The organism is Agrobacterium larrymoorei, from assembly GCF_005145045.1.
In the GTDB taxonomy this organism is placed as follows: domain Bacteria; phylum Pseudomonadota; class Alphaproteobacteria; order Rhizobiales; family Rhizobiaceae; genus Agrobacterium; species Agrobacterium larrymoorei.
Genome location: NZ_CP039694.1, coordinates 146762 through 164165, shown reverse-complemented (window position 1 = coordinate 164165; position 17404 = coordinate 146762). Strand labels below are relative to the sequence as shown.

19 protein-coding genes and 1 pseudogene are annotated in these 17404 nt (G+C 53.1%); 2 read left to right on the top strand and 18 right to left on the bottom strand.

The features are described 5' to 3' along the window. Positions 1-28 precede the first annotated feature (28 nt). The 14 genes from virG to CFBP5473_RS25505 all read right to left on the bottom strand — a co-directional run bounded on the left by virG (position 29) and on the right by CFBP5473_RS25505 (position 11295). Entirely contained in the window at positions 29-754 is a 726-nt protein-coding gene (virG, locus tag CFBP5473_RS23720) for a two-component system response regulator VirG (RefSeq protein WP_027676218.1), read from the bottom strand. Positions 755-966: 212 nt separating this feature from the next. After that, positions 967-2001 carry a P-type DNA transfer ATPase VirB11 gene (gene virB11 / locus CFBP5473_RS23715; RefSeq protein ID WP_027676219.1) on the bottom strand — a complete coding sequence of 345 codons (1035 nt, stop codon included), beginning with the start codon at positions 1999-2001 and terminating at the stop codon, positions 967-969. A 33-nt stretch (positions 2002-2034) separates the two neighbouring features. Further along, the gene (gene virB10 / locus CFBP5473_RS23710; protein WP_027676220.1) at positions 2035-3162 is read right to left on the bottom strand and encodes a type IV secretion system protein VirB10; all 1128 of its coding nucleotides are present in this window, start codon (positions 3160-3162) and stop codon (positions 2035-2037) included. Further along, positions 3162-4040, bottom strand: a complete 879-nt coding sequence (virB9, locus tag CFBP5473_RS23705; protein WP_027676221.1) for a P-type conjugative transfer protein VirB9 — start codon at positions 4038-4040, stop codon at positions 3162-3164. Before virB9 ends, virB10 begins: the two co-directional genes overlap by 1 nt. Then, on the bottom strand, positions 4037-4750 hold the full coding sequence (locus CFBP5473_RS23700; protein WP_027676222.1) for a type IV secretion system protein VirB8: 714 nt from the start codon (positions 4748-4750) through the stop codon (positions 4037-4039). The genes virB9 and CFBP5473_RS23700 overlap by 4 nt, the downstream gene beginning before the upstream one ends. Continuing rightward, a complete protein-coding gene (locus tag CFBP5473_RS23695; RefSeq protein ID WP_413228990.1) occupies positions 4737-4868 on the bottom strand; it encodes a type IV secretion system lipoprotein VirB7 in 132 nt (43 codons plus the stop codon). The genes CFBP5473_RS23700 and CFBP5473_RS23695 overlap by 14 nt, the downstream gene beginning before the upstream one ends. A gap of 62 nt (positions 4869-4930) precedes the next feature. Further along, complete coding sequence (locus tag CFBP5473_RS23690) at positions 4931-5818, bottom strand: type IV secretion system protein (protein ID WP_027676223.1); 888 nt, start codon at positions 5816-5818, stop codon at positions 4931-4933. A gap of 64 nt (positions 5819-5882) precedes the next feature. Beyond that, positions 5883-6551, bottom strand: coding sequence for a pilin minor subunit VirB5 (gene virB5 / locus CFBP5473_RS23685; RefSeq protein WP_027676224.1), 669 nt, complete (start codon positions 6549-6551; stop codon positions 5883-5885). 16 nt (positions 6552-6567) lie between these two features. Further along, positions 6568-8934, bottom strand: a complete 2367-nt coding sequence (gene virB4, locus CFBP5473_RS23680; RefSeq protein WP_027676225.1) for a type IV secretion/conjugal transfer ATPase VirB4 — start codon at positions 8932-8934, stop codon at positions 6568-6570. Next, positions 8934-9260, bottom strand: a complete 327-nt coding sequence (locus tag CFBP5473_RS23675; RefSeq protein WP_027676226.1) for a type IV secretion system protein VirB3 — start codon at positions 9258-9260, stop codon at positions 8934-8936. The genes virB4 and CFBP5473_RS23675 overlap by 1 nt, the downstream gene beginning before the upstream one ends. Next, positions 9257-9622, bottom strand: a complete 366-nt coding sequence (gene virB2, locus CFBP5473_RS23670) for a pilin major subunit VirB2 (RefSeq protein ID WP_027676227.1) — start codon at positions 9620-9622, stop codon at positions 9257-9259. Before virB2 ends, CFBP5473_RS23675 begins: the two co-directional genes overlap by 4 nt. Positions 9623-9637: 15 nt before the next feature. After that, a complete protein-coding gene (locus CFBP5473_RS23665; RefSeq protein WP_027676228.1) occupies positions 9638-10354 on the bottom strand; it encodes a type IV secretion system lytic transglycosylase VirB1 in 717 nt (238 codons plus the stop codon). A gap of 178 nt (positions 10355-10532) precedes the next feature. Next, the gene (locus CFBP5473_RS23660; protein ID WP_084631718.1) at positions 10533-10949 is read right to left on the bottom strand and encodes a transposase; all 417 of its coding nucleotides are present in this window, start codon (positions 10947-10949) and stop codon (positions 10533-10535) included. Positions 10950-11040: 91 nt separating this feature from the next. Further along, positions 11041-11295: a hypothetical protein gene (locus tag CFBP5473_RS25505; protein ID WP_234881941.1), complete on the bottom strand. Its 255-nt coding sequence runs from the start codon at positions 11293-11295 to the stop codon at positions 11041-11043. Here CFBP5473_RS25505 and CFBP5473_RS23650 point away from each other — a divergent pair. Next, positions 11215-11577 carry a tyrosine-type recombinase/integrase gene (locus CFBP5473_RS23650; protein WP_328703252.1) on the top strand — a complete coding sequence of 121 codons (363 nt, stop codon included), beginning with the start codon at positions 11215-11217 and terminating at the stop codon, positions 11575-11577. The two genes, CFBP5473_RS25505 and CFBP5473_RS23650, sit on opposite strands and share 81 nt — an antisense overlap. 9 nt (positions 11578-11586) lie before the next feature. On the opposite strand, the gene CFBP5473_RS25800 is transcribed toward CFBP5473_RS23650, so the two are convergent. The 4 genes and pseudogenes from CFBP5473_RS25800 to CFBP5473_RS23630 all read right to left on the bottom strand — a co-directional run bounded on the left by CFBP5473_RS25800 (position 11587) and on the right by CFBP5473_RS23630 (position 16944). Next, positions 11587-11841 carry a hypothetical protein gene (locus tag CFBP5473_RS25800; RefSeq protein ID WP_234881936.1) on the bottom strand — a complete coding sequence of 85 codons (255 nt, stop codon included), beginning with the start codon at positions 11839-11841 and terminating at the stop codon, positions 11587-11589. 297 nt (positions 11842-12138) lie between these two features. Beyond that, positions 12139-14688, bottom strand: a complete 2550-nt coding sequence (locus CFBP5473_RS23640; RefSeq protein ID WP_027676229.1) for a two-component system VirA-like sensor kinase — start codon at positions 14686-14688, stop codon at positions 12139-12141. 215 nt (positions 14689-14903) lie between these two features. Then, entirely contained in the window at positions 14904-16145 is a 1242-nt protein-coding gene (locus CFBP5473_RS23635) for a cytochrome P450 (protein WP_234881935.1), read from the bottom strand. Positions 16146-16170: 25 nt separating this feature from the next. Further along, positions 16171-16944 (bottom strand): annotated as a pseudogene (locus tag CFBP5473_RS23630) (aminotransferase class I/II-fold pyridoxal phosphate-dependent enzyme). Between CFBP5473_RS23630 and CFBP5473_RS25190 the strand changes: the two are divergent. Beyond that, on the top strand, positions 16837-17112 hold the full coding sequence (locus tag CFBP5473_RS25190; protein ID WP_027676232.1) for a hypothetical protein: 276 nt from the start codon (positions 16837-16839) through the stop codon (positions 17110-17112). The pseudogene CFBP5473_RS23630 and the gene CFBP5473_RS25190 sit on opposite strands and share 108 nt — an antisense overlap. The last annotated feature ends 292 nt before the right edge of the window (positions 17113-17404 follow it).

Below are 17404 nucleotides of genomic sequence, written 5' to 3'. Positions count from 1 at the left end.
GGATTGTAAAGACATATGCGTCGCCGCTCTAAGCCGCCATCATGCCTCCGAAAGATACATTCACATCAGCGTCGAAAAAATACCCAGCACCCCTAACCGTTTTAATCAAGTTTGGGCTGGCTGCATCCTCTTCGAGCTTTCGGCGCAGTCTCAAAATGAGAACATCGATGCTTCTGTCAAATACTTCCTCGTCACGCACGCGGCTCGCAATGAGCAGTTGCTCTCGAGAAAGGATGTCGCGAGGCTTTTCCAAGAACGCGACAAGTAGATTGAATTCCCCCGCGGTCAGTTTCACCTCGCCATTGTCTGTAGATGTCAATCGCCGTTGTCTGAGACTGAGTGTCCAACCAGCGAAACAAAATGAGCGACGGTCTTTGGTTCGCCCGACATTCGGTCGCACGCGTAATGCCACACGTATGCGTGCCAGGAACTCGCGTGTCCCAAAAGGTTTCGCTATAAAATCCGTGGCTCCCAACTCGAGCGCGACAACCTTATCCGCCTCTTCGAGGCGGTCTCCGCTGATGATTATTATAGGGATATCGGATTTCGCGGCTAGACCGCGAACGATCTCAAGTCCGTCTTCACGTCCTAGATTGAGATCCACGACAACGACATCGACCGTCTCGGATGCAAGTACACGGTTGAATTGCTGACTCTCGGACACAGTAGTCACCCTCAGCGCATGAATCTTAAGATACTCGGCGATGAGGTGGCGCATTGCAGAATCGTCATCAATGACAAGAACGTGTTTCACAATCTCACCTCTCTAAGAGAAGACTAAATTAACATACATGCAATCAATGGACGAATATTTTGGAATAAATGTGTTCTTTCTCTCAATATGCGGGTAATCTGGCGGAATTTCGGCATTTTTTTGGTGAAAAAATGCGCGTTAGGCATTTCAACTTGACGACAGGCCCTGTAGCTGTTGAACTGTTCACTTATGACGGTACATTCTGGGGCGCTCTAGCTCTGGTTAAGTAGATCTCCAATCGTTTCGCCGCGCCGACGAGCATCGGCCGCAAGCCAAACCTCACCTACTTCATAAATATCTCCATAAGCCTGAAAGGGGACAATGACATCTATCGCCGTGGCCAACATGTCGAGGAGTGTACGATCTTCCAAGCCAGCGCCCTGAGGACTGCTTTTCACCAGCGAGAAAAGCTTTTTGAACCCTTGAATAGGATTGGCACCATGGATCGTGGATATCGACCCAGGATGGCCTGAGACGACCTCACTCAGGTATGCCCATGCCGCGTCGTCCCGCATCTCACCGAGCAATATACGGTCTGGGCGCATTCTAAGGCTTGCCTGCAGTAATTGCTCCGCGGTCACCACTCCCATTCCACCACCGCTCTTTGAGTAGAGCAGTCTGACATGGTTTTCGTGAGGAATGACTAGTTCAAGCGTATCTTCGATGGTTATCAGCCTCTCTTCTCGGGGAATAGCGCTGATCAAGGTCTTGCTCATCGTAGTTTTGCCGCTCCCGGTCGGGCCACAAAGTAAAATAGTCCGCTTGCCGGTAACGCATGCACGTAGAAACGCCTCCAGATCACCGCGATCGTATTCTTGCAAGATCGCAGCGTCTAACTGTTCTCGACGCTGCGTTCTTATTTGCCACTGATTCCATCTACTGGCGTCATAGCGAGCCGCGACTTCCCCTAATCCCGAAACACGATTGCTTGGCCGACGGATTGTCAGGCTGACAGTTCCCGAAGGTACGGTTGGCGGCAAGCATATCTGCAATCGCTCTCCGCCTGGAAGTTCTGTGGCACAAAGGGGATTCCTAGGGCCGACATCTTGTTTTCGTAATGCTCCTGCCAGAATGGCGATGTCCTCAAGATCATCGAAAGAAAATGGCGCGTCGAATCTCGAGAAGACTCCACCCCGGCGCACAAAGGCCTCTCCTGGTCGATTTATTGCAACTTCTTCAGTTCTAGGATCATCGAGCCATTTTAGAACTGGCTTAAGAAGAATAAGTAATTGGGGACTTACTTCCATTAGAGGCATCTCGTAACTTTGACTGTCTGTTTACTAGCGCAGATGACGATGTTTTGCCGTTTCCCCCGTCAGGCGAAGCTGATAAACTCCTGAAAAATCTAGATCGCGCGCGACGAAGATCGATACCGTATCCCCCTCATTTTTGCTCAGGGTCGGGGGAATGTTGATGCTTGCCCGTAGGGCGGTATCGGCTGCTTGTTCACCATTGTTTTGGAAACTATTAATACTGGTCCCGCCAGCCGAATTCCCTGCATAGCTGCTCGCCGCTTGAACGGCACCCTGGACAACACTGAGTAGCATAGCTCCGCTAAAGCGCGACCAAAAATGATTATTGACCGTACCTGGCAGTCCAGACCGGCCGAGTTCGTCAGCCCCGGGCGAGGCAAGCGATACTATCGCATGTGAGGGCGTCTCAGCGCGGCTCCAGAGTACAAACACGCGAGCGTCTCCTTGCTGGAGTCCTCGCTGTATCTCGCCGACAACTATCGTACCGCGATCCAGAAGCACTACATTTCCGGTTGTGCCACGTATATCTTGGGGCAAAACGCATTTCACATACCCCGCTAGATTTGTGTCAATAGCGGTCTGTAGTATGCAGGGAATGATCGTCCCTTGCGTGATTGCAAAATCTGGATTGGGCAAAAGTGTAGCAAGGCTAGGTTGCAAAATGCTCGGTTTCATCCTGGTCGATAGACCGTTCTCGGTCTCTTGGACAGAAGCGGCCAAGTTGTTTGGGCTCGGATTGGCGTCGCCACGTTCTTCAATATTTGTATTTACTGACTGCAGCCCGTTTTGAGCACTTCCTGTGTAGGCGAAGATCGGCGTTTCTTCGGGCTTCATGTCGGTGTGTGCTCGCTGATGTGGGTCAGCCTGCGGAATATCTGCTTCTGAAACTGGTGGGGGTAACACAGGCTTTGCTGGATTTTCTATCGGGGCCGGCCGGAATGGATTCGTGTTCGCGTCAATCATTGGGTTTGTTGCAGACTGGTCGGCTTTTTTATGATGATGTGCACCAAGCCAGATAAGGCTTAATGACAACAACAGGACCAAACCCGCAACAAGAAGCTTTTGCGATCCTGAAATGCGCCTACCGCGAGGACCCGTCACGAGTGAGCCGTTAGGATCTATGGTCTCTCCAGATTGGTTGCCGAGGTCTTGCATTACCGCACTTCCTTAAGGACACGAACTACATCCGGTCTAACTGTGCCAGTGCCTGTCTTCCTTCCGACCGGGTCATATGCCTTGTTCCAAATGCACAGTACAGTATGGCCATCCCGTAGTCGCCACGCTCTGGAAACAGATGCGACTACAACGCCATCACCTTTCACCGAATAGTTGGCGGTGGCTTCTTTGCCGTCTGGGTTGATGACGTAGATTGACGGTATCCGTACGTTTCCGGGAAAGCGAAATGTCGTGGAAGACCCGTCGTCGACAACTTCTACCGGCAGCAGCGAGCGGTCCCCTTGCGCGACATAACTCCAGTTTTTCCCTCTTGGGTCGCCACTTGATGTCGGATGTTCAAGCAAGTCCTCGGCTCGACGCTGATATTGCGCTTGCGCCCGCATCCGACCCGCAAAATCTTTCTGCTCCGCGTCTTTTTGGCGAGCAGCGGCAATGTCGGCAGGATAAGTGAACTGTACGCTATAGAAGAGATCAGGCTGCTCTTTATCGAGCCGAGACATCGTTCTGGTCGCGAGGCTGAAAACATAGCGCCGCATTCCCGCGTCACTTGCTGTGAGGACTATCACAGGCTGCGGCTGCAGTACTTTGCTGGCCTTGAAAAACAGATAATTGCCGCGTGGTAGCGCAGCAAGATCTTTGCTGTCCGAAACGGCGACAGCTGTCACCGTTTCATTAGACCCAAATGTCACGACCAGTGTGGCTCCAACAGCGGTTGAAAGGTGCACTACCTGGTCGGGATTGTAGGCGAGATAGCGCATCCGTGGATCCAGTTTGCCTGCCGCCGGCGTGTCTTCTGCCCTGGCGCTGCTGGTTACAAAGAGAATACAAAGCAGGCCCAGAAACAAATTTTTGGTCATTGCTGGCTCCGTGTCATGTTAGAAACGGTATCTTCCGACGTTTGATAAGAAGTAATGATCAAACCGCCCGGGTTTGTCAGCCTCAACCGGCCTGGTAAGTCAGCTACCGTTTCATAATGCACGGTTGCGGTCCAAGTGGTTACAATCGGGGACTGTCCCTCCATGATGAGAGTGCGTTTGTAGCGGAGCTGCTGGACGCCAGGCATAAGTTCGTTTGAACTAATGTGCTCGGCTTCCAGTTTTCCGCGCTTTCCGATGATGATTTGAGGAGAACTCGGGTTGGGGTAGTTAAAGTACTGCTGGTAATCTTGTCGTACTGTTGGAGCGCTGAAGCTCGAAACCAGATCGTATGCATATTGGGCTGTATCTGCCGTGTAGCTTTCCCGCAGACGAACATACTCCCACAGAGAAGCGTTTACGACCGCTTGTTCCTGCGTCTCTGGCAATCTCGAAATGGAGACCTCACTGTCAACCGTGCCGTCCGGGCGCACCCACAGATATACTGGGACCAGTTTGTTCAATGGGACCATCACCGCGATCGCGAAGGCCTGCGCCAAATTCCCTGCCAGGGCAATTATGGCCAAAGCAGCCAAAGCCCTGGAGACCCGCCGAGAAGATCTAGCGCGAGCAGACTGGAACGCCTTCACTTCATTATAGTGATCTGCCAATGCTTCCTTCTGGACCAATAGAGCATATTCAGAACCGTTCATTGATCTCTCCTCCGGTGATAGGCTGAAGATCCGTTTGGGCAGGCTGCCATCGCCCAACGTTCAGCGGAAAGATAGGTCCCTTACAAGCCGCCAACCGATCGTGTGTCTGACAAGACACCAAGCCAAAGAGCAGAAATATTAGAAAGTACTTCAAAGGAACGCTCCGTGTGTCAGGCTGGATTATCTGCGGACAGTCCGCGCGAAGTGACGATTGAGACTACCAACCGTTTGCGTGTCGCCGTTCCAATAGCTTCCTCCTATGTTTCCGGCGATCGCCGGTAGGGCGACGATCAAAGCGTTGCCCGTCAGAAAGAACATATCGAGTTCATAGAGGCCTATTATCTTGGCGGCAGTCGTGCCCGCGGACGTTACAACCCCCAAGATTAGAACAAGCGCGGTCGCTTCTGTCAGCACGACGATAGTTGCCACAATGTTTAGAAGAAGCAGAAGTATACCATATGTGACAAGTTGGCCGATCCATTTCGAAGCCATGTCTTTCGTTCTATCAAAGAGATAGCCGACAAGGATTAGCGGCCCTATAGCTAGCAAAACCTTGATCAGGATACCGATAGCGTCGTAGATTCCAAACGCGGCCCAGAGCGTACCATAAAAAATCCATTGTGCGCCCTGAAACGCGAGGATATCTTGGTCATTCATTGGCCCGATTTCAGTGGCGATCTTCTGAAATGCCACCTGCGTTAGCGCAAACATGGTATCGAGCTGAGCAGGAACCGTCTCCAAGGGAAGGCCGCTGATTGCAAACTTCTGAATAAAATTGGGAATGGTTTCTTCGAAGACAGAGACCACGTAATCGTGGTACTCCGCCTGCTCAATCACGAGAGTAACGACCACCGAAACAGTGATGACGCGAGTTATGCCGCCGCGAGCGTCCACCTCTCCACGCATTACGAGAATGCCTTGAACAATAATCCAAAGAGTTACACAAGCCACGAGAGGTGCGCTCACCGCTCGTTGCATATCTCCCAGCAAACTATCGAGCCCGACGGTGAAAGCCCGGTCGAAAATTGTATGGATCGCCGTGAAAGGCGCAGGAATGCTAAAATTCATTGCCCTTACCTGGATCGAGTTTCAAATTCTTCAGAGAGCGAAAATCCCTGGGCGAGGAAAGGGGTCAGCGCATTTGAGCAACGCCAAAGATCAGCGCAGTTGCCTGACGTTCCTTTCGTTGGGCCGCAGCCTCCTCCGCCTCGTGCAACCCCGCCTGTGCGGTTGCCATCGTCAGTAGGCTTGTCGCCTGAATATTTTGAATTATTGCGTCGTGGATCTGTTTCAGAAGCAAGCCATTTGTGACGGTGGCCGCCATTATATTGCGCGAGCGGGAAAGTTGGGCAGAAGTCTCAGAGTTTGCCTCTAGACGCTTGTCCATTGCCTCCAAGTTGTCAGCTGCGACACCGGCTGCATTGGCGGCGCCCGCAATCTGTTGGCGCAAAAGATTGCCCTCAGCGTCATCACCTACGACTGTGCGATCGGCATCCAGTGCAATCGATCGAGCACCAGCCGAAGCAGGCATTCGTGCCGAAAACATTTCCTTGTCGAGTTGGCCGGCAGAAGGATACTGGCTCTTCTGGTCAAGCGCTGAAAGCATACCAGTAACGGCGAAAGGCGCGGTCAACATTGTGACCATTGTTATAAGCTGTTGAAGATTAGCAGCGGCATTAAGCGCCGTAGCTAGGGTCTCCGTCTCCGTTACTGGGTCAGTGACGACAAACTGCGCTTTTGCGGCATTCGAAAGCGCCAAGCATATGAAAAGCGCGCTCATTACGGTCCTCGATGTTTTCATCGACTCGATCTCCATCTTAGTCCCGTGCCTCGTGGTAACGCGTCATAAATTCGTCCAACCAAGCTGAAGGATGCTCTCCAGTGCTCTCGCGCAATCTCTCCGCAAACCGAACCGTGTTGGCGCGACCGGATAATACAGCCACATATTCTGGCATGTCGCGGAGATCAAATTCGCATACAACGCTCCCGCTCTCGCGCTTGAGCAAGAACTTACGTCTGCCTATCGCCATGTCCTCTCGGATCGCCTGAAACTCACGCTCGGTGCATTTCAACCCATCTACGTAAGCAGAGCGGTCTGCGGTTGGTGATGGGTAGAAAATTTTTGTCATGCATTGTGCAACGAGGCTTGCGCCTAACGGTGAGTCAAGTACGTGTTCTGGTTGTTGGGTGGCCAGAATCAACATTCCGTTGTTCTTCCGGACGGTCAGCAGGAACTTGTCGATGACTGCTGCGAATTTCGGATTTAGCAAGTAGGAGCGAAACTCATCGCAGCTCATCACGAAGCGTCGGCCGTCGACCATTGCTCCTATTCGATGCAAAAGGTATGCTGCGGCTGGGGCGCATACCTCCTCATATTCGAGGAGATGCGTCATATCGAACCCTGTGATCGATGGATCTAGCTTCACCTCGTCAGTCTCGCCGTCAAACGCCCAGCCGAGCGCGTTACCGCGACACCATCGCTGCATCCTAGCACCTGCACCTTCCGAGGGCCCGTGCAACAGGAATTCCCGAAGGCCTGCGAGAGATCTCATATTTGGCTCGAAGGACAGTTGTCGTTGGATTCCGCGTTCTAGGCGGCGATTTTCCTCCGGCGAGATTTTCCCCTTCCCGTCGCTTTCAATAAGTGCCACGATCCATTCGCGTAGAAAGTCGCGGGAATCAGCTGTATCCGGCAAACCTCGCAAAGGCGCAAGGCCGCTTGGAACACCTCTTCGCAAGGAGAGGTAAGTACCGCCGGTGGCGCGCACAAGCAGTTCACCGCCTCGGTCTTTATCGAAAAAAACGATAGTCCCGCTGCGTTTGGCCATACTCTGCTCGAGCATCGCCAAGATGAAGGTCATGAGCGTTGTTTTTCCTCTTCCAATTGGCCCAAAGATCGCGGTCATGCCAACATCGTTCTCGTGCGGAATATAATCGAAAGGTGTGCCTCCGTTTGTACGGAAGCGAGCAACTGCACCGCCCCAATGCCCGAACTTTCTTCCAACAGGAAAATTTTCGAATGACGCTAGTCCGGCGAAATTTCGTGAGGTTACGGCTCCAGGCCGGGTGCGCCATCTGTAGTTTCCTGGAAGTTGAGACCAATACGCGGCCTCCAATCCAATGGTCTCCTGCACAATGACTGCCCCCGCGTCAGACAAGCTTGTTCGAGCGCGCGCGCCGTTGTCGGCAAGAGTATTCAATTCATCGGCATAAACACAAAGGCTGAGATGGTGCGAACCCATGACGAATTCGCTGCTGGCTAGCGAATCTTCTGCTTGCGCAAGCTCCTCGATCTGGCTGACAGCCTTGTCGCCAGAACTGGTCATCTGGTTCGATTTGAGACTGAGCTTGGCGTGGGCTTGTGCACGTGTGAGGAAAGAGAACCCTTGGGTCAGAACGAGCGGAAAGCTTGAAAATAGTAGTGAATTAAGCATTCCTGGCCGTGTCTTTGCCGGATATTCGCGAAAAGAAAAGATCGAGCCGACGTAGCGATCTTTTGGCGCCCTAATTTCCAAGGCGTGTTTACCGCAAATGACCCGATCAGTATAAATTGAGGCACCAAGGGAGCCACTGACAATTGGCACTGGTAAAAACCGGCAAGTCATAATCAAGCGGAGCGCTTCGCCAATTTCTGTGAAAAGCACCTGATTTTTCTCTCGTATGCCTAGACGCCGCAGTCCGTACTCGTCGAGAGCGCCCGCAACTATACTCCAAATGTCCTCTAGATGTCTGATTTGATTTGGGAGCTCACCCGCGTTTTTACCGCGCCTAGTGAATTTACTTCTGGCTCTTCCAAAGGCGCTCCGGGGAGAGACCATAAGAGTGAGGTAATGGTCATTCCGGAACAAATTTCCGGACAGAACGCGCTGTTCAAACGTGTCGCTGAGGTCGGAGGCGAACGTGCTGCGAAAATGGCGTTGGGGCGGCGCTGGCACGTCGCTATGACGGACGAGATGAGCATAGACGGACACGTCATCATCGGCGATATTGCGAAATAGCGTATTAAAGGCGCGGCACCGCGCATTTCGAACTTCGATTTCCTCAAGCTCGAATGGGAGGCCAGCAACGTGGGCCATTGTCAAAACTGATCCGTCTTCCAGAAGAACGACGTGGTCGCTAAGGTGGCCTACATAAGGCAGATAGATTTCCCCAGATCTCTCGGTCCGTCCGCTTGCTCCGAACATCACGTCATTCCTCTTCCTCGCGACGGCACTCTGATCGGATTGGGACTGACGCTCGCACCGCCCCACGTGTGGCCATCAACGCTTCTCCCTGCCGTCTGGAGAAACAATAAGACTACGCTTGCCGCGTTATAGTCGCGCTCTACGACGAGCCGCGCTCCAAACCAAAGCGGCAAGAGAACAATTTCATAGAGGGGGTTTTGCACAATCACGATGAGAAACCCCGCCAACATCATGAAAACCCCAGCAAGCGTCAGCGGTACCCCAAAGAACAATGCAGGTCTCGTCGCCGCCAGATAGAGCGTGGCCTCTTCAAAATCGTCATTCATCCCCCACCCCCGGTGAGGGTTTGGCCGAGAAAGCTGGCTCCAAACATAATAACGATCCCGCCAACGACACCTGCCACGAGACCAAGGGAAGCTCGACCGAACATCCACGACACGCCGATGGCGACGATACCAAGGACGGCGAGCGATTGACCAAACGGACCGAGAATGAACGTGCATATATTGTTGACCATGGTGGCGGGGTCGGTGCCTCCAGCGGCTTGCGCAGCTGCTGGCTCGCGGGAAAACAAGCTCCAGCCGATCGCGCCACTTACACTCGGTAAGTACCCAACCAGCAGGCGCACAGCTCTGTCACGGAGGTCACGGACTTTCGAGAGCACGGGGTATTTCTCAAAGCATGCCATTATAGTGCATCTCCATCATTCAGTTCGAAAAACTTGATGTTGTTCGGAGGGCGCGTGGTCATTCAGTTCCTGCGTCTTCGGCGGCGCGGATGAACCGTCCGCTCCATTTGCCGAGTGAGAGCGCTCATATGACTCCCAGACGTTCCAGGGTTCTTCTGAACTTGGCTCACCACGTTCGGATTTTTCCGCTGACTGAGCGAGCGGTGGCACGAGTTGCTGAGCCGCCACTTCGACTCTCCGCACATAACCGTTGGCGAAGCCGCGAGTCTGATTACCGGTATTGTAAGCCGAGATTGCTCGCCTGAGGGCAAGTTGTTTCGACTCGACAGTGTTGCCGCCATGATAATGCCGTACGAGCAGGTGCGCCGCCGCTGATAAAGATGCGCATGGCTCGATTGCAGTGCCGGGAGTTAGGCCCAAGGTCGCGAAATTCTTGGAGTTGACTTGCATTAGGCCTACATCAACTGAATGGCCCGCGGAGACACGATGGTCTACGCTTTGCGTAGCATCCGCTTGGGTCCTGCAATGAAGAGTTTCGCCGGTTGTATTGTCATGAAGTACGAGTGGATCAAACTGGCTTTCGACCTTCGCAATCGCTTCGAGTGTAAACGGAGCGACTGAAGGCGCGCATTCGCGAGCGAGCTGGTTGAATTCGGCGAAAGATAGCGGCGCAGCTGTGCTTGGCTGCATCATCAGAAGAATGATCCCAAAAGATCCCGCCGTCCTCAGCATTCTTTTATTCCCCTCAATACCGCACTAATACTGGCTAGCCATGAGATGACTCGATCATTACCAGTCGCGATTATGTGAGGGATCTGTTACTTCCCGATTTTATCATCCCTCTTCTCGGTTTCATTTGAAGCAGAGCGATTCGATTTTGTGATCGGAAACTCCGTCTGCTCGAGCCCCTTTAGATAGGACTCGTACGCCGCCTCGCTGATGAAAGAAAATTGGCCCATTCTCTGCGGCCGATGGACATGATGCACCATGGCTGGCTTTCGAGGTTCTGTCGGGCATCGCGGCAACGATCGACGATGTCGTCGCAGGATTTGTACACGCGGTTTGATAGCCAATTTTCGCGCATGAAACGCCAGAGGTTTTTGAAGGGGTTGAGCTCCGGCGATTTGGGCGGCAGTGGCAAGATGATGATGATGGCAGGCACGATAAGGTTGTTCGACATGTGCCAGCCTGCCTGATCCATGATGAGGATAACCGCGAAGGCGTTCTTCTGGGCGGCCGCGACTTTCTGGATTGGTTCCGCCACCGTCACCCCGGCCAAAGTCTTGAGGCGTTGACAGCTGAGCACGTGCTTGCTGCTGTCGAGCATCGGCGGTCGCTATCGGCGACTTCCGGCACCCGCACGGCTGCGATCCCACACATTCGGATATTCTTCGGTTCTTATATTGGGCTGGCCACCATCACCAAGATCTCGCCCGCATCGTCTCGAGAAACGCCGTATTGGCGTTTGGCGCATCTGCTGCTGCTCGCCACCACGGGTGTCGCAACGGCGAGTTACGTGCCATACGGCTCCAAGATATCGACTGGCGTACTGGCGAGGTCTTATCCGGCGGACCAAGGGCAAGCGTGATCGGGTGGTGCCACTCCTCGAGGAGACCGGCGCGGCGCTCGTTGACTACATTCTGCGCGCTCGACGGAAGGTGGACAGTCCGCATCTGTTCCTGCCGTTCACTCCGCGGTGGGAGGGTTCAAGTCTGCCGCGCCCTTTTTCAAGGATCGTGAGGAAGCGATTACGGCATGGCGGGGTCAAACTTGGCCGGGTCGACGGTGCACATCTTCTGCGCCAAAGCCTCGCCAACCAGCTTGTCGGGCAGAGAAGGCGAATCAACGAGGTCGCCGATCTTCTTGGTCACCGGAGCATCAACACGTCGGCAGTGTACGTGAAGGTTGCGGCCTCGCAGCTCGCCGAGGTCGCACTTCCCTTTCTCCGAAGCTAACTACCTCAATCACGGCCCTCGCTCAACCCGGTCCCGAATCCGCCTCGACAGCCCCAGCCGCCGAAGAGCCCCCTTGTCCGGCGCGAGCATCACGACGCCAGCAAAAGAGTTGTGATGGATGAATGCCAATGCGATGTGTAATCGCTGAAACGCTTGGCCAGGCTCTATCTCCTCAGCTACTGCTCGTTCTTCAAATTCATCGGCCCAACGACGCCGGAACTGCTTCGGCGCACCTTCACGCCGTTCCGCAACGGCCTCGATCATATGGAAGTTTCTGGTTCCAAAGCTCGGCGCAGACATTGAAGCTCACAGTTTGTGAACCGTCTATCTGAAATACAGGCGAACGATCTAACTACCAGATGGAGTCAGCTTGCCGCTTACGAAGATTAGGAACTCAGGTCAGAACTAAAACACAACTGGCAGAAAAATATCGAAATCTTCGATCGAACTCTACAAATCCAAAAAAGGCCCAATGGCACCCTAACCGCCATTACCGGGAACATCGTCTTCCGCAAACGCTGCCTTATTGACAAAAAAGTATACGCGTAACAAGGTTGTCACTCATCCTTGCTGTTCAAATTTCCTTAGCCACCCTACCCCTTCGGTTCTGATATTCGCACGAACTACATAGGCGAGCGTCTTGGCTGAAATCGGCTTTTTCAAAAAGTGGATAGATCCCGCCCGATCCACAGAGAGGGGAATATTTTTCTGGTTTTCGCCGATAATGATTATCGGGGCTCCTCCTAGCTTTGATGGTAAGGATCCTGGACCGTCTCCATCTAGAAAAGACGGTTGATCAATTAGAACAAGATCAGCTTCTTTACCTTCCGACATCCAGTCGGTTAAACTGCTTAACGTTTCAAAGCCGACTGGCTCATAGCCGAGCGCCGCGATCTTCTCCTCGTACATTTCCAGCGTAGCTAAGTTGGGTTCAACTATCGCGACAATCTCGCCCTTCCCTTGCGGGATTCTTCCAGGTTCAAAAAAATTCTCTGATTTTACCGGTTGCTTCAACGAAAGTGGCAAGTAGACGTCGAAGCGCGTCCCTAAGCCGACGGTTGATACCACATCGATGTAACCAGCCATCGCGCCAACATGACCGTGAACCGTGGATAATCCCAGTCCCGTACCGCCGCTCTGGGCGCGGCCAGTGAAAAAAGGCTCGAAAATGTGCGGTAGTGCCTCCGCTGTTATGCCAGCGCCGTTATCCTCAACAGAAAGAAGGATATATTCGCCGGTGGGAATGGTGCCGTTTGCGAGGACCCTGCGCTTCTTCATAGTTGTCCTTCGTGCGCTGACCATCACGCGCCCTGTTCCTGAGCATGCCTCCGCAGAGTTTTTGCACAGATTCATCAGTATCTGCTCGATCTCAAGTGGGTTCCCGTCGACGACCATTGAAGCGCCATCAAATTTGAAATCGAGTTCAACGCCTGGAGGCAGCGCAACGCGTAACGATGGCACGATCACTTTCACCAACTCCGAAAGATCGAATGGCTTTGTTGTTCGATCACGCTTTCGACTGAGGGCGAGGATCTGGTTGACAATCAATCCCGCTCGATTGCCTTCAGAAATTATGCGATCGATGTAGTCTCGGGCATGGGTACGTCGGCGCAGAAGGTTGTGTGCCATTTCCGCGTAACCTAAGACTGCACCCAAAATGTTGTTAAATTCGTGCGCAATCCCGCCGGCAAGCGTACCGACTGCTTCAAGCCGTTCCGCATGTTTCAGACGACGTTCCAAAATATCTCGCTGGGACTGCTTATGCCGAATGACTGCATAGTGGCTAACACATCCAGCCGCCAGCTCCATAAGTTGAGTCTCACGAGAGGTGGGCGCCTGAAGATGCTCTCGATCAAATCCCAGGCCAAAGACAGAGACTATTCGGTCAGAAACCTTGAAGGCAAGCAGCACCCACAGAAATGGAGAGCTCTCACCAAAGCAACTCGTTTTTCGTGGAGGATAGGCTCGATAAATAGGTCCGGCCGCCTCGGCCTCGACCTCCAAAACAATTTCGCGCACCCGCTTTCCGTTCCATTCTTGCGGAGGAGTGTTTCCAAAAAAGGTCTCGGCGATGTCATTTTCATTGACGTTGATCAGCCCCAGCGCGCATTGATGAGCTTCGAAGAATGATTGAATAATTCCCAGCGCAGCGTTCGTTGAGGATTCCAACGACGGTTTCGATTCTGAAGCCTCATCGAAGCAGAGACCAATTCTTTTGATTACTTCTTCGAAGTCCAGTTGCCTCGTCAACACTTTGGTTCGAAGATGCAGCCTATGAACCAGAGAAATTATGCAAAAGGAAAAGAAAAACGAAACGGCGCCGAGGAAAACGCGTACCCGCTGTTCACTGGCAGTGGTCGAGCTGTAAGCTTGCAAGTACGCCTGCTGCAACTTCTTCGTGTTGTTGACTGTTTCAGACGTCTGAATCACTCTAATCGTGTCGTTCAACCGTGGCAGCAGGGTCAGGATAATCCGTCCACTGCGGATAATCTCCTGGACGCTGGCCTCATCCCCATCCGCCGAAAGCTGAAGCCGATCGAGACGCTCGTTGATCTGTCGTGCGAGGTCAAAGTCCGGCCGAGACGAGAACTGCAGCATCAGATAGCCCAACTCAGAGACGTTAAACTTACTCAAATCTCTCGTGTGCACGGAACTGGGGAACGAAGCTATCGACTGATTAAAGGTCGCCAACGAATCCTCGAACATCACGTTCTGCGCGCCGAACGCTGCCACGGCTGCGTCGGTCGCATCTACTGACATCTTCAACTGCGCTAGCAATTCAGCAAAATCACTGGCGCCGCGAAAGCCCGCTCGGTTGAAAAGCCGCTGCAAATCTACAACGCTCGTTCGCACTCGTTTCAAAGGAACGATCAGAGGATGATAATTTCGAAGAAGGCCGGCATGGGCACGCAACACGTTCCGCTGCAACATCGCGCAATCCACGTCGATCGATTGCAGCCCTGTCAGGATCGCTTCATTGCTATCGTTGTCTTGCCAAGCCCCTATGGCCAGAACCGCGAAAAAAATTGCTGAAATCAACAATCCCAATACGTACCACGATTTGATGTCGAGCAGAACCCTTCGGGAAGGTGATAAACGATCCCAGACCATGAGGTCACCTCTCCTTCTGACAGGCGCTCCAACGTATCGAACGTCGTTCACATAACGGCAATCCGTGATCTGACCCAGTTTCCCATGATTGCGCCTTCTGTGGGGACGAAAGACCGACTGAGGAAACCACGTTGGCCAGACCAGAATATGGCGGCGGCTCCTACGCGCTCCCTTCCATCAACCAATGAGAAAAGGCCTATCCAGTTCAATTCTCCTTAAAGCCCAACTCGCATTTCGGCAATTCGGCGCACCCCTCCATGACCCTGTACCGCCGGGCATGTGCCCTCAATTGAGAGATTGGGAGCATGTCTCAGCACCGTGGCTAGTCCTTCTTGCAATTCCAAACGAGCCAGCGCTTCGCCAAGACATCGATGTTCACCGGCGCCAAATACCATATGCCAGCGCATTTGCTTGCGATGAATATCGAAAAGCTGAGGATGGGCATAGTGTTTTTCGTCTCTTAGCGCGGACATAGTGCAAAGCGCGAGAGGTGTGCCTTTTGGTAGTATGAAGCCGTCAAGATCGATATCTGCCAGTGTTGACCGGGGGTAGGATCCTACTGGCGGCTCGAAGCGCAGTCCCTCCTCGACGGCGGCCGGCACTAGAGTAACATCGTTCAGCAGTGCTTCCCATGCCTGTCGATGTTGCAAGAGCTGTGCCGTCAATGCAGTGAGGCCGGTTTTGGTCGTGTCAGTTCCAGCCAGGATGATAAGCATCAACTGGGTTAGGCCTTCAACGGCTGAGAGATCTTCTGCTTCGCGCGTCGCGCTTATGTAGGATGATAGGAAGTCATCACGTGGATCCGTGCGACGATCGTCAATTACCGTTCGCACGTAGTTCTTAAACTCGGCCGCTGATTTTTCGATGTCCGGAAAGTCGGCGTCTTGCCATGAAGGGCTCAGGCAACGCGCTACGCGGTAGACGAGTTGAGTAAAATAGGGAATATCGCTTGCCGGGAGGCCTAATAGGCTTGCTATCGTAACGGCTGGGAGTTTTGAAGCATATTCCGCCACGAAATTGAAGGATCCAAGCTCCGTCAAATCTCTAAAAAGGATCTCCGTCAATTGTCTCACTTGCGGACGTAAATTTTCAATCATCCGGAATGCGAAGGTCCGAGTAAAAGGAGAGCGGCGCCTGCTGTGGGATTCTTTGTTTGAGAAAAGCATGCTATAGCGAATGAAGTCGAAGACCGCTCCTTCCTTTACGCCGCGATTGAGCATCAGCTCCGTCTCTATCTGACGGGTACGCTGGTCACTACTTAAGCCAAATACGTCGTCCGCCCTCAATACCAGGTGTACGCCGTCCTGCCTGCGAAGAAAGGGCCGCTTTGGCCGCCATTCCTTAAAAATAGCGTGGCCGAACTGATCTAGGTCCTCAACACTAACGTTATCTGGGTCTAACGTCGATATCATAGGCTGCGACTCTGGCGACAATTTTTGAGAGACTCTACCATTCATCAATTATTCTCCGGGGGATACGCTCTTACGAGCAATTCGAGCAGAAACGCTGATGCGCTTGCACGCCTCTTCCAGCAATTCTTCCGACGCATAGGAAATGCGCAAACTCGGGCCGAGGCCAAAAGTCGATCCCTGCACGACTGCAACGCCTTCGGCTCCCTGAAGCGCGGAAACGAAACGGCCCGTCTCGACGACTTTGCCGGAGAGCGCGGTCTTGCCCGTCAGGCGCGCGCAGGAGGGATAGACGTAGAATTTGCATTCCGCACACGTGGGTTCGGAGGGCGAGTTGAAGACGAACCCCTTGCTGATCGGCGTGATCGCCTTTTTCAGCGCCTCCTGCCCCAGCTCGAGAATGTCCTCGAGCATGGTGTCGACAAATACGGGCGTGCCCGCCGCCGATCGCAACCATTTCCAGATAGCTGTCCCGATAGGATGTAGGAATGATCACCTCAACGCTCGGATTCTGGGGCACCATGAAAGCCGTGAAACGGATCTGCTTGCCGCCCGTGTCGACAATCGTCTGCTCCGGCTTGTAGTCTAGGTTGTTTCCGTGCTGGAACTTGTCGGCTATCGCCTTGCGCCTCGCCGGAATACCTGAAATGGGCGTGTATTTTGTTTCACCACTCTTTATGGCACCGACAGCCGCTTTTTTGATGTTGTCTGGCGTCTCCAAATCCGGCTCGCCCGCTCCATGGATAGCCACATCGCAGCCTTTTACTTTCAGATCACGGGCTTTCTCAGAGACACTGATGGTGCCGGAAGGTTTTACGCGGGGAAGAATATCGGCACGCACAAACATCGCATTGTGACCCAATTGTTTCTCAAAGTCGGACCTTTCACCATTTCTACGTTAAACTCACTGCCGATTTCAATCGATGCAAAGTCGCTTGTTACAAACGAAATCAAAAATATCGCCGCCTCAGCGGACGGAACGGGACGTGTCGATCAGATTAGCTCGGCGTGTTGACCTGGCGCAGCGTCATGGATCAGCAATAAAAGCTAGCGCAGCAGTTGCGGCAAAACGCCCTGCAGGACCAAGTCAAGCCCGACCACGGCGCCAGTTAATTGGGCGATCTAGAACTTCTCGCGCATTACAAATGAAGCTCAATTCGATTTTCCAAATCGGTTGAGATCATGAGATAAGTTCTCAAAGAACGCTTGTGGAAGCCGTCGATCGATCAATGATCGAACCGGCTCCGAATGCACATTGACGTTTAGGCGCTTTAAGTAATGCGGGAAAAGAGGCTGGCTCTGAGGAG

Bases quoted from the DNA above. Each gene is read 5' to 3' on its own strand.
- virB10 (WP_027676220.1), bottom strand. From the start codon at position 3,162: ATGCAAGACCTCGGCAACCAATCTGGAGAGACCATAGATCCTAACGGC.
- CFBP5473_RS25190 (WP_027676232.1), top strand. From the start codon at position 16,837: ATGGATAGCCACATCGCAGCCTTTTACTTTCAGATCACGGGCTTTCTC.
- virB2 (WP_027676227.1), bottom strand. From the start codon at position 9,622: ATGGCATGCTTTGAGAAATACCCCGTGCTCTCGAAAGTCCGTGACCTC.
- CFBP5473_RS23700 (WP_027676222.1), bottom strand. From the start codon at position 4,750: ATGAACGGTTCTGAATATGCTCTATTGGTCCAGAAGGAAGCATTGGCA.
- virB9 (WP_027676221.1), bottom strand. From the start codon at position 4,040: ATGACCAAAAATTTGTTTCTGGGCCTGCTTTGTATTCTCTTTGTAACC.
- CFBP5473_RS25505 (WP_234881941.1), bottom strand. From the start codon at position 11,295: ATGCGGACTGTCCACCTTCCGTCGAGCGCGCAGAATGTAGTCAACGAG.
- virB5 (WP_027676224.1), bottom strand. From the start codon at position 6,551: ATGAAAACATCGAGGACCGTAATGAGCGCGCTTTTCATATGCTTGGCG.
- CFBP5473_RS23690 (WP_027676223.1), bottom strand. From the start codon at position 5,818: ATGAATTTTAGCATTCCTGCGCCTTTCACGGCGATCCATACAATTTTC.
- virB4 (WP_027676225.1), bottom strand. From the start codon at position 8,934: ATGTTCGGAGCAAGCGGACGGACCGAGAGATCTGGGGAAATCTATCTG.
- CFBP5473_RS23640 (WP_027676229.1), bottom strand. From the start codon at position 14,688: ATGGTCTGGGATCGTTTATCACCTTCCCGAAGGGTTCTGCTCGACATC.
- CFBP5473_RS25800 (WP_234881936.1), bottom strand. From the start codon at position 11,841: ATGATCGAGGCCGTTGCGGAACGGCGTGAAGGTGCGCCGAAGCAGTTC.
- CFBP5473_RS23660 (WP_084631718.1), bottom strand. From the start codon at position 10,949: ATGCTCGACAGCAGCAAGCACGTGCTCAGCTGTCAACGCCTCAAGACT.
- virB11 (WP_027676219.1), bottom strand. From the start codon at position 2,001: ATGGAAGTAAGTCCCCAATTACTTATTCTTCTTAAGCCAGTTCTAAAA.
- CFBP5473_RS23635 (WP_234881935.1), bottom strand. From the start codon at position 16,145: ATGAATGGTAGAGTCTCTCAAAAATTGTCGCCAGAGTCGCAGCCTATG.
- CFBP5473_RS23675 (WP_027676226.1), bottom strand. From the start codon at position 9,260: ATGAATGACGATTTTGAAGAGGCCACGCTCTATCTGGCGGCGACGAGA.
- CFBP5473_RS23665 (WP_027676228.1), bottom strand. From the start codon at position 10,354: ATGCTGAGGACGGCGGGATCTTTTGGGATCATTCTTCTGATGATGCAG.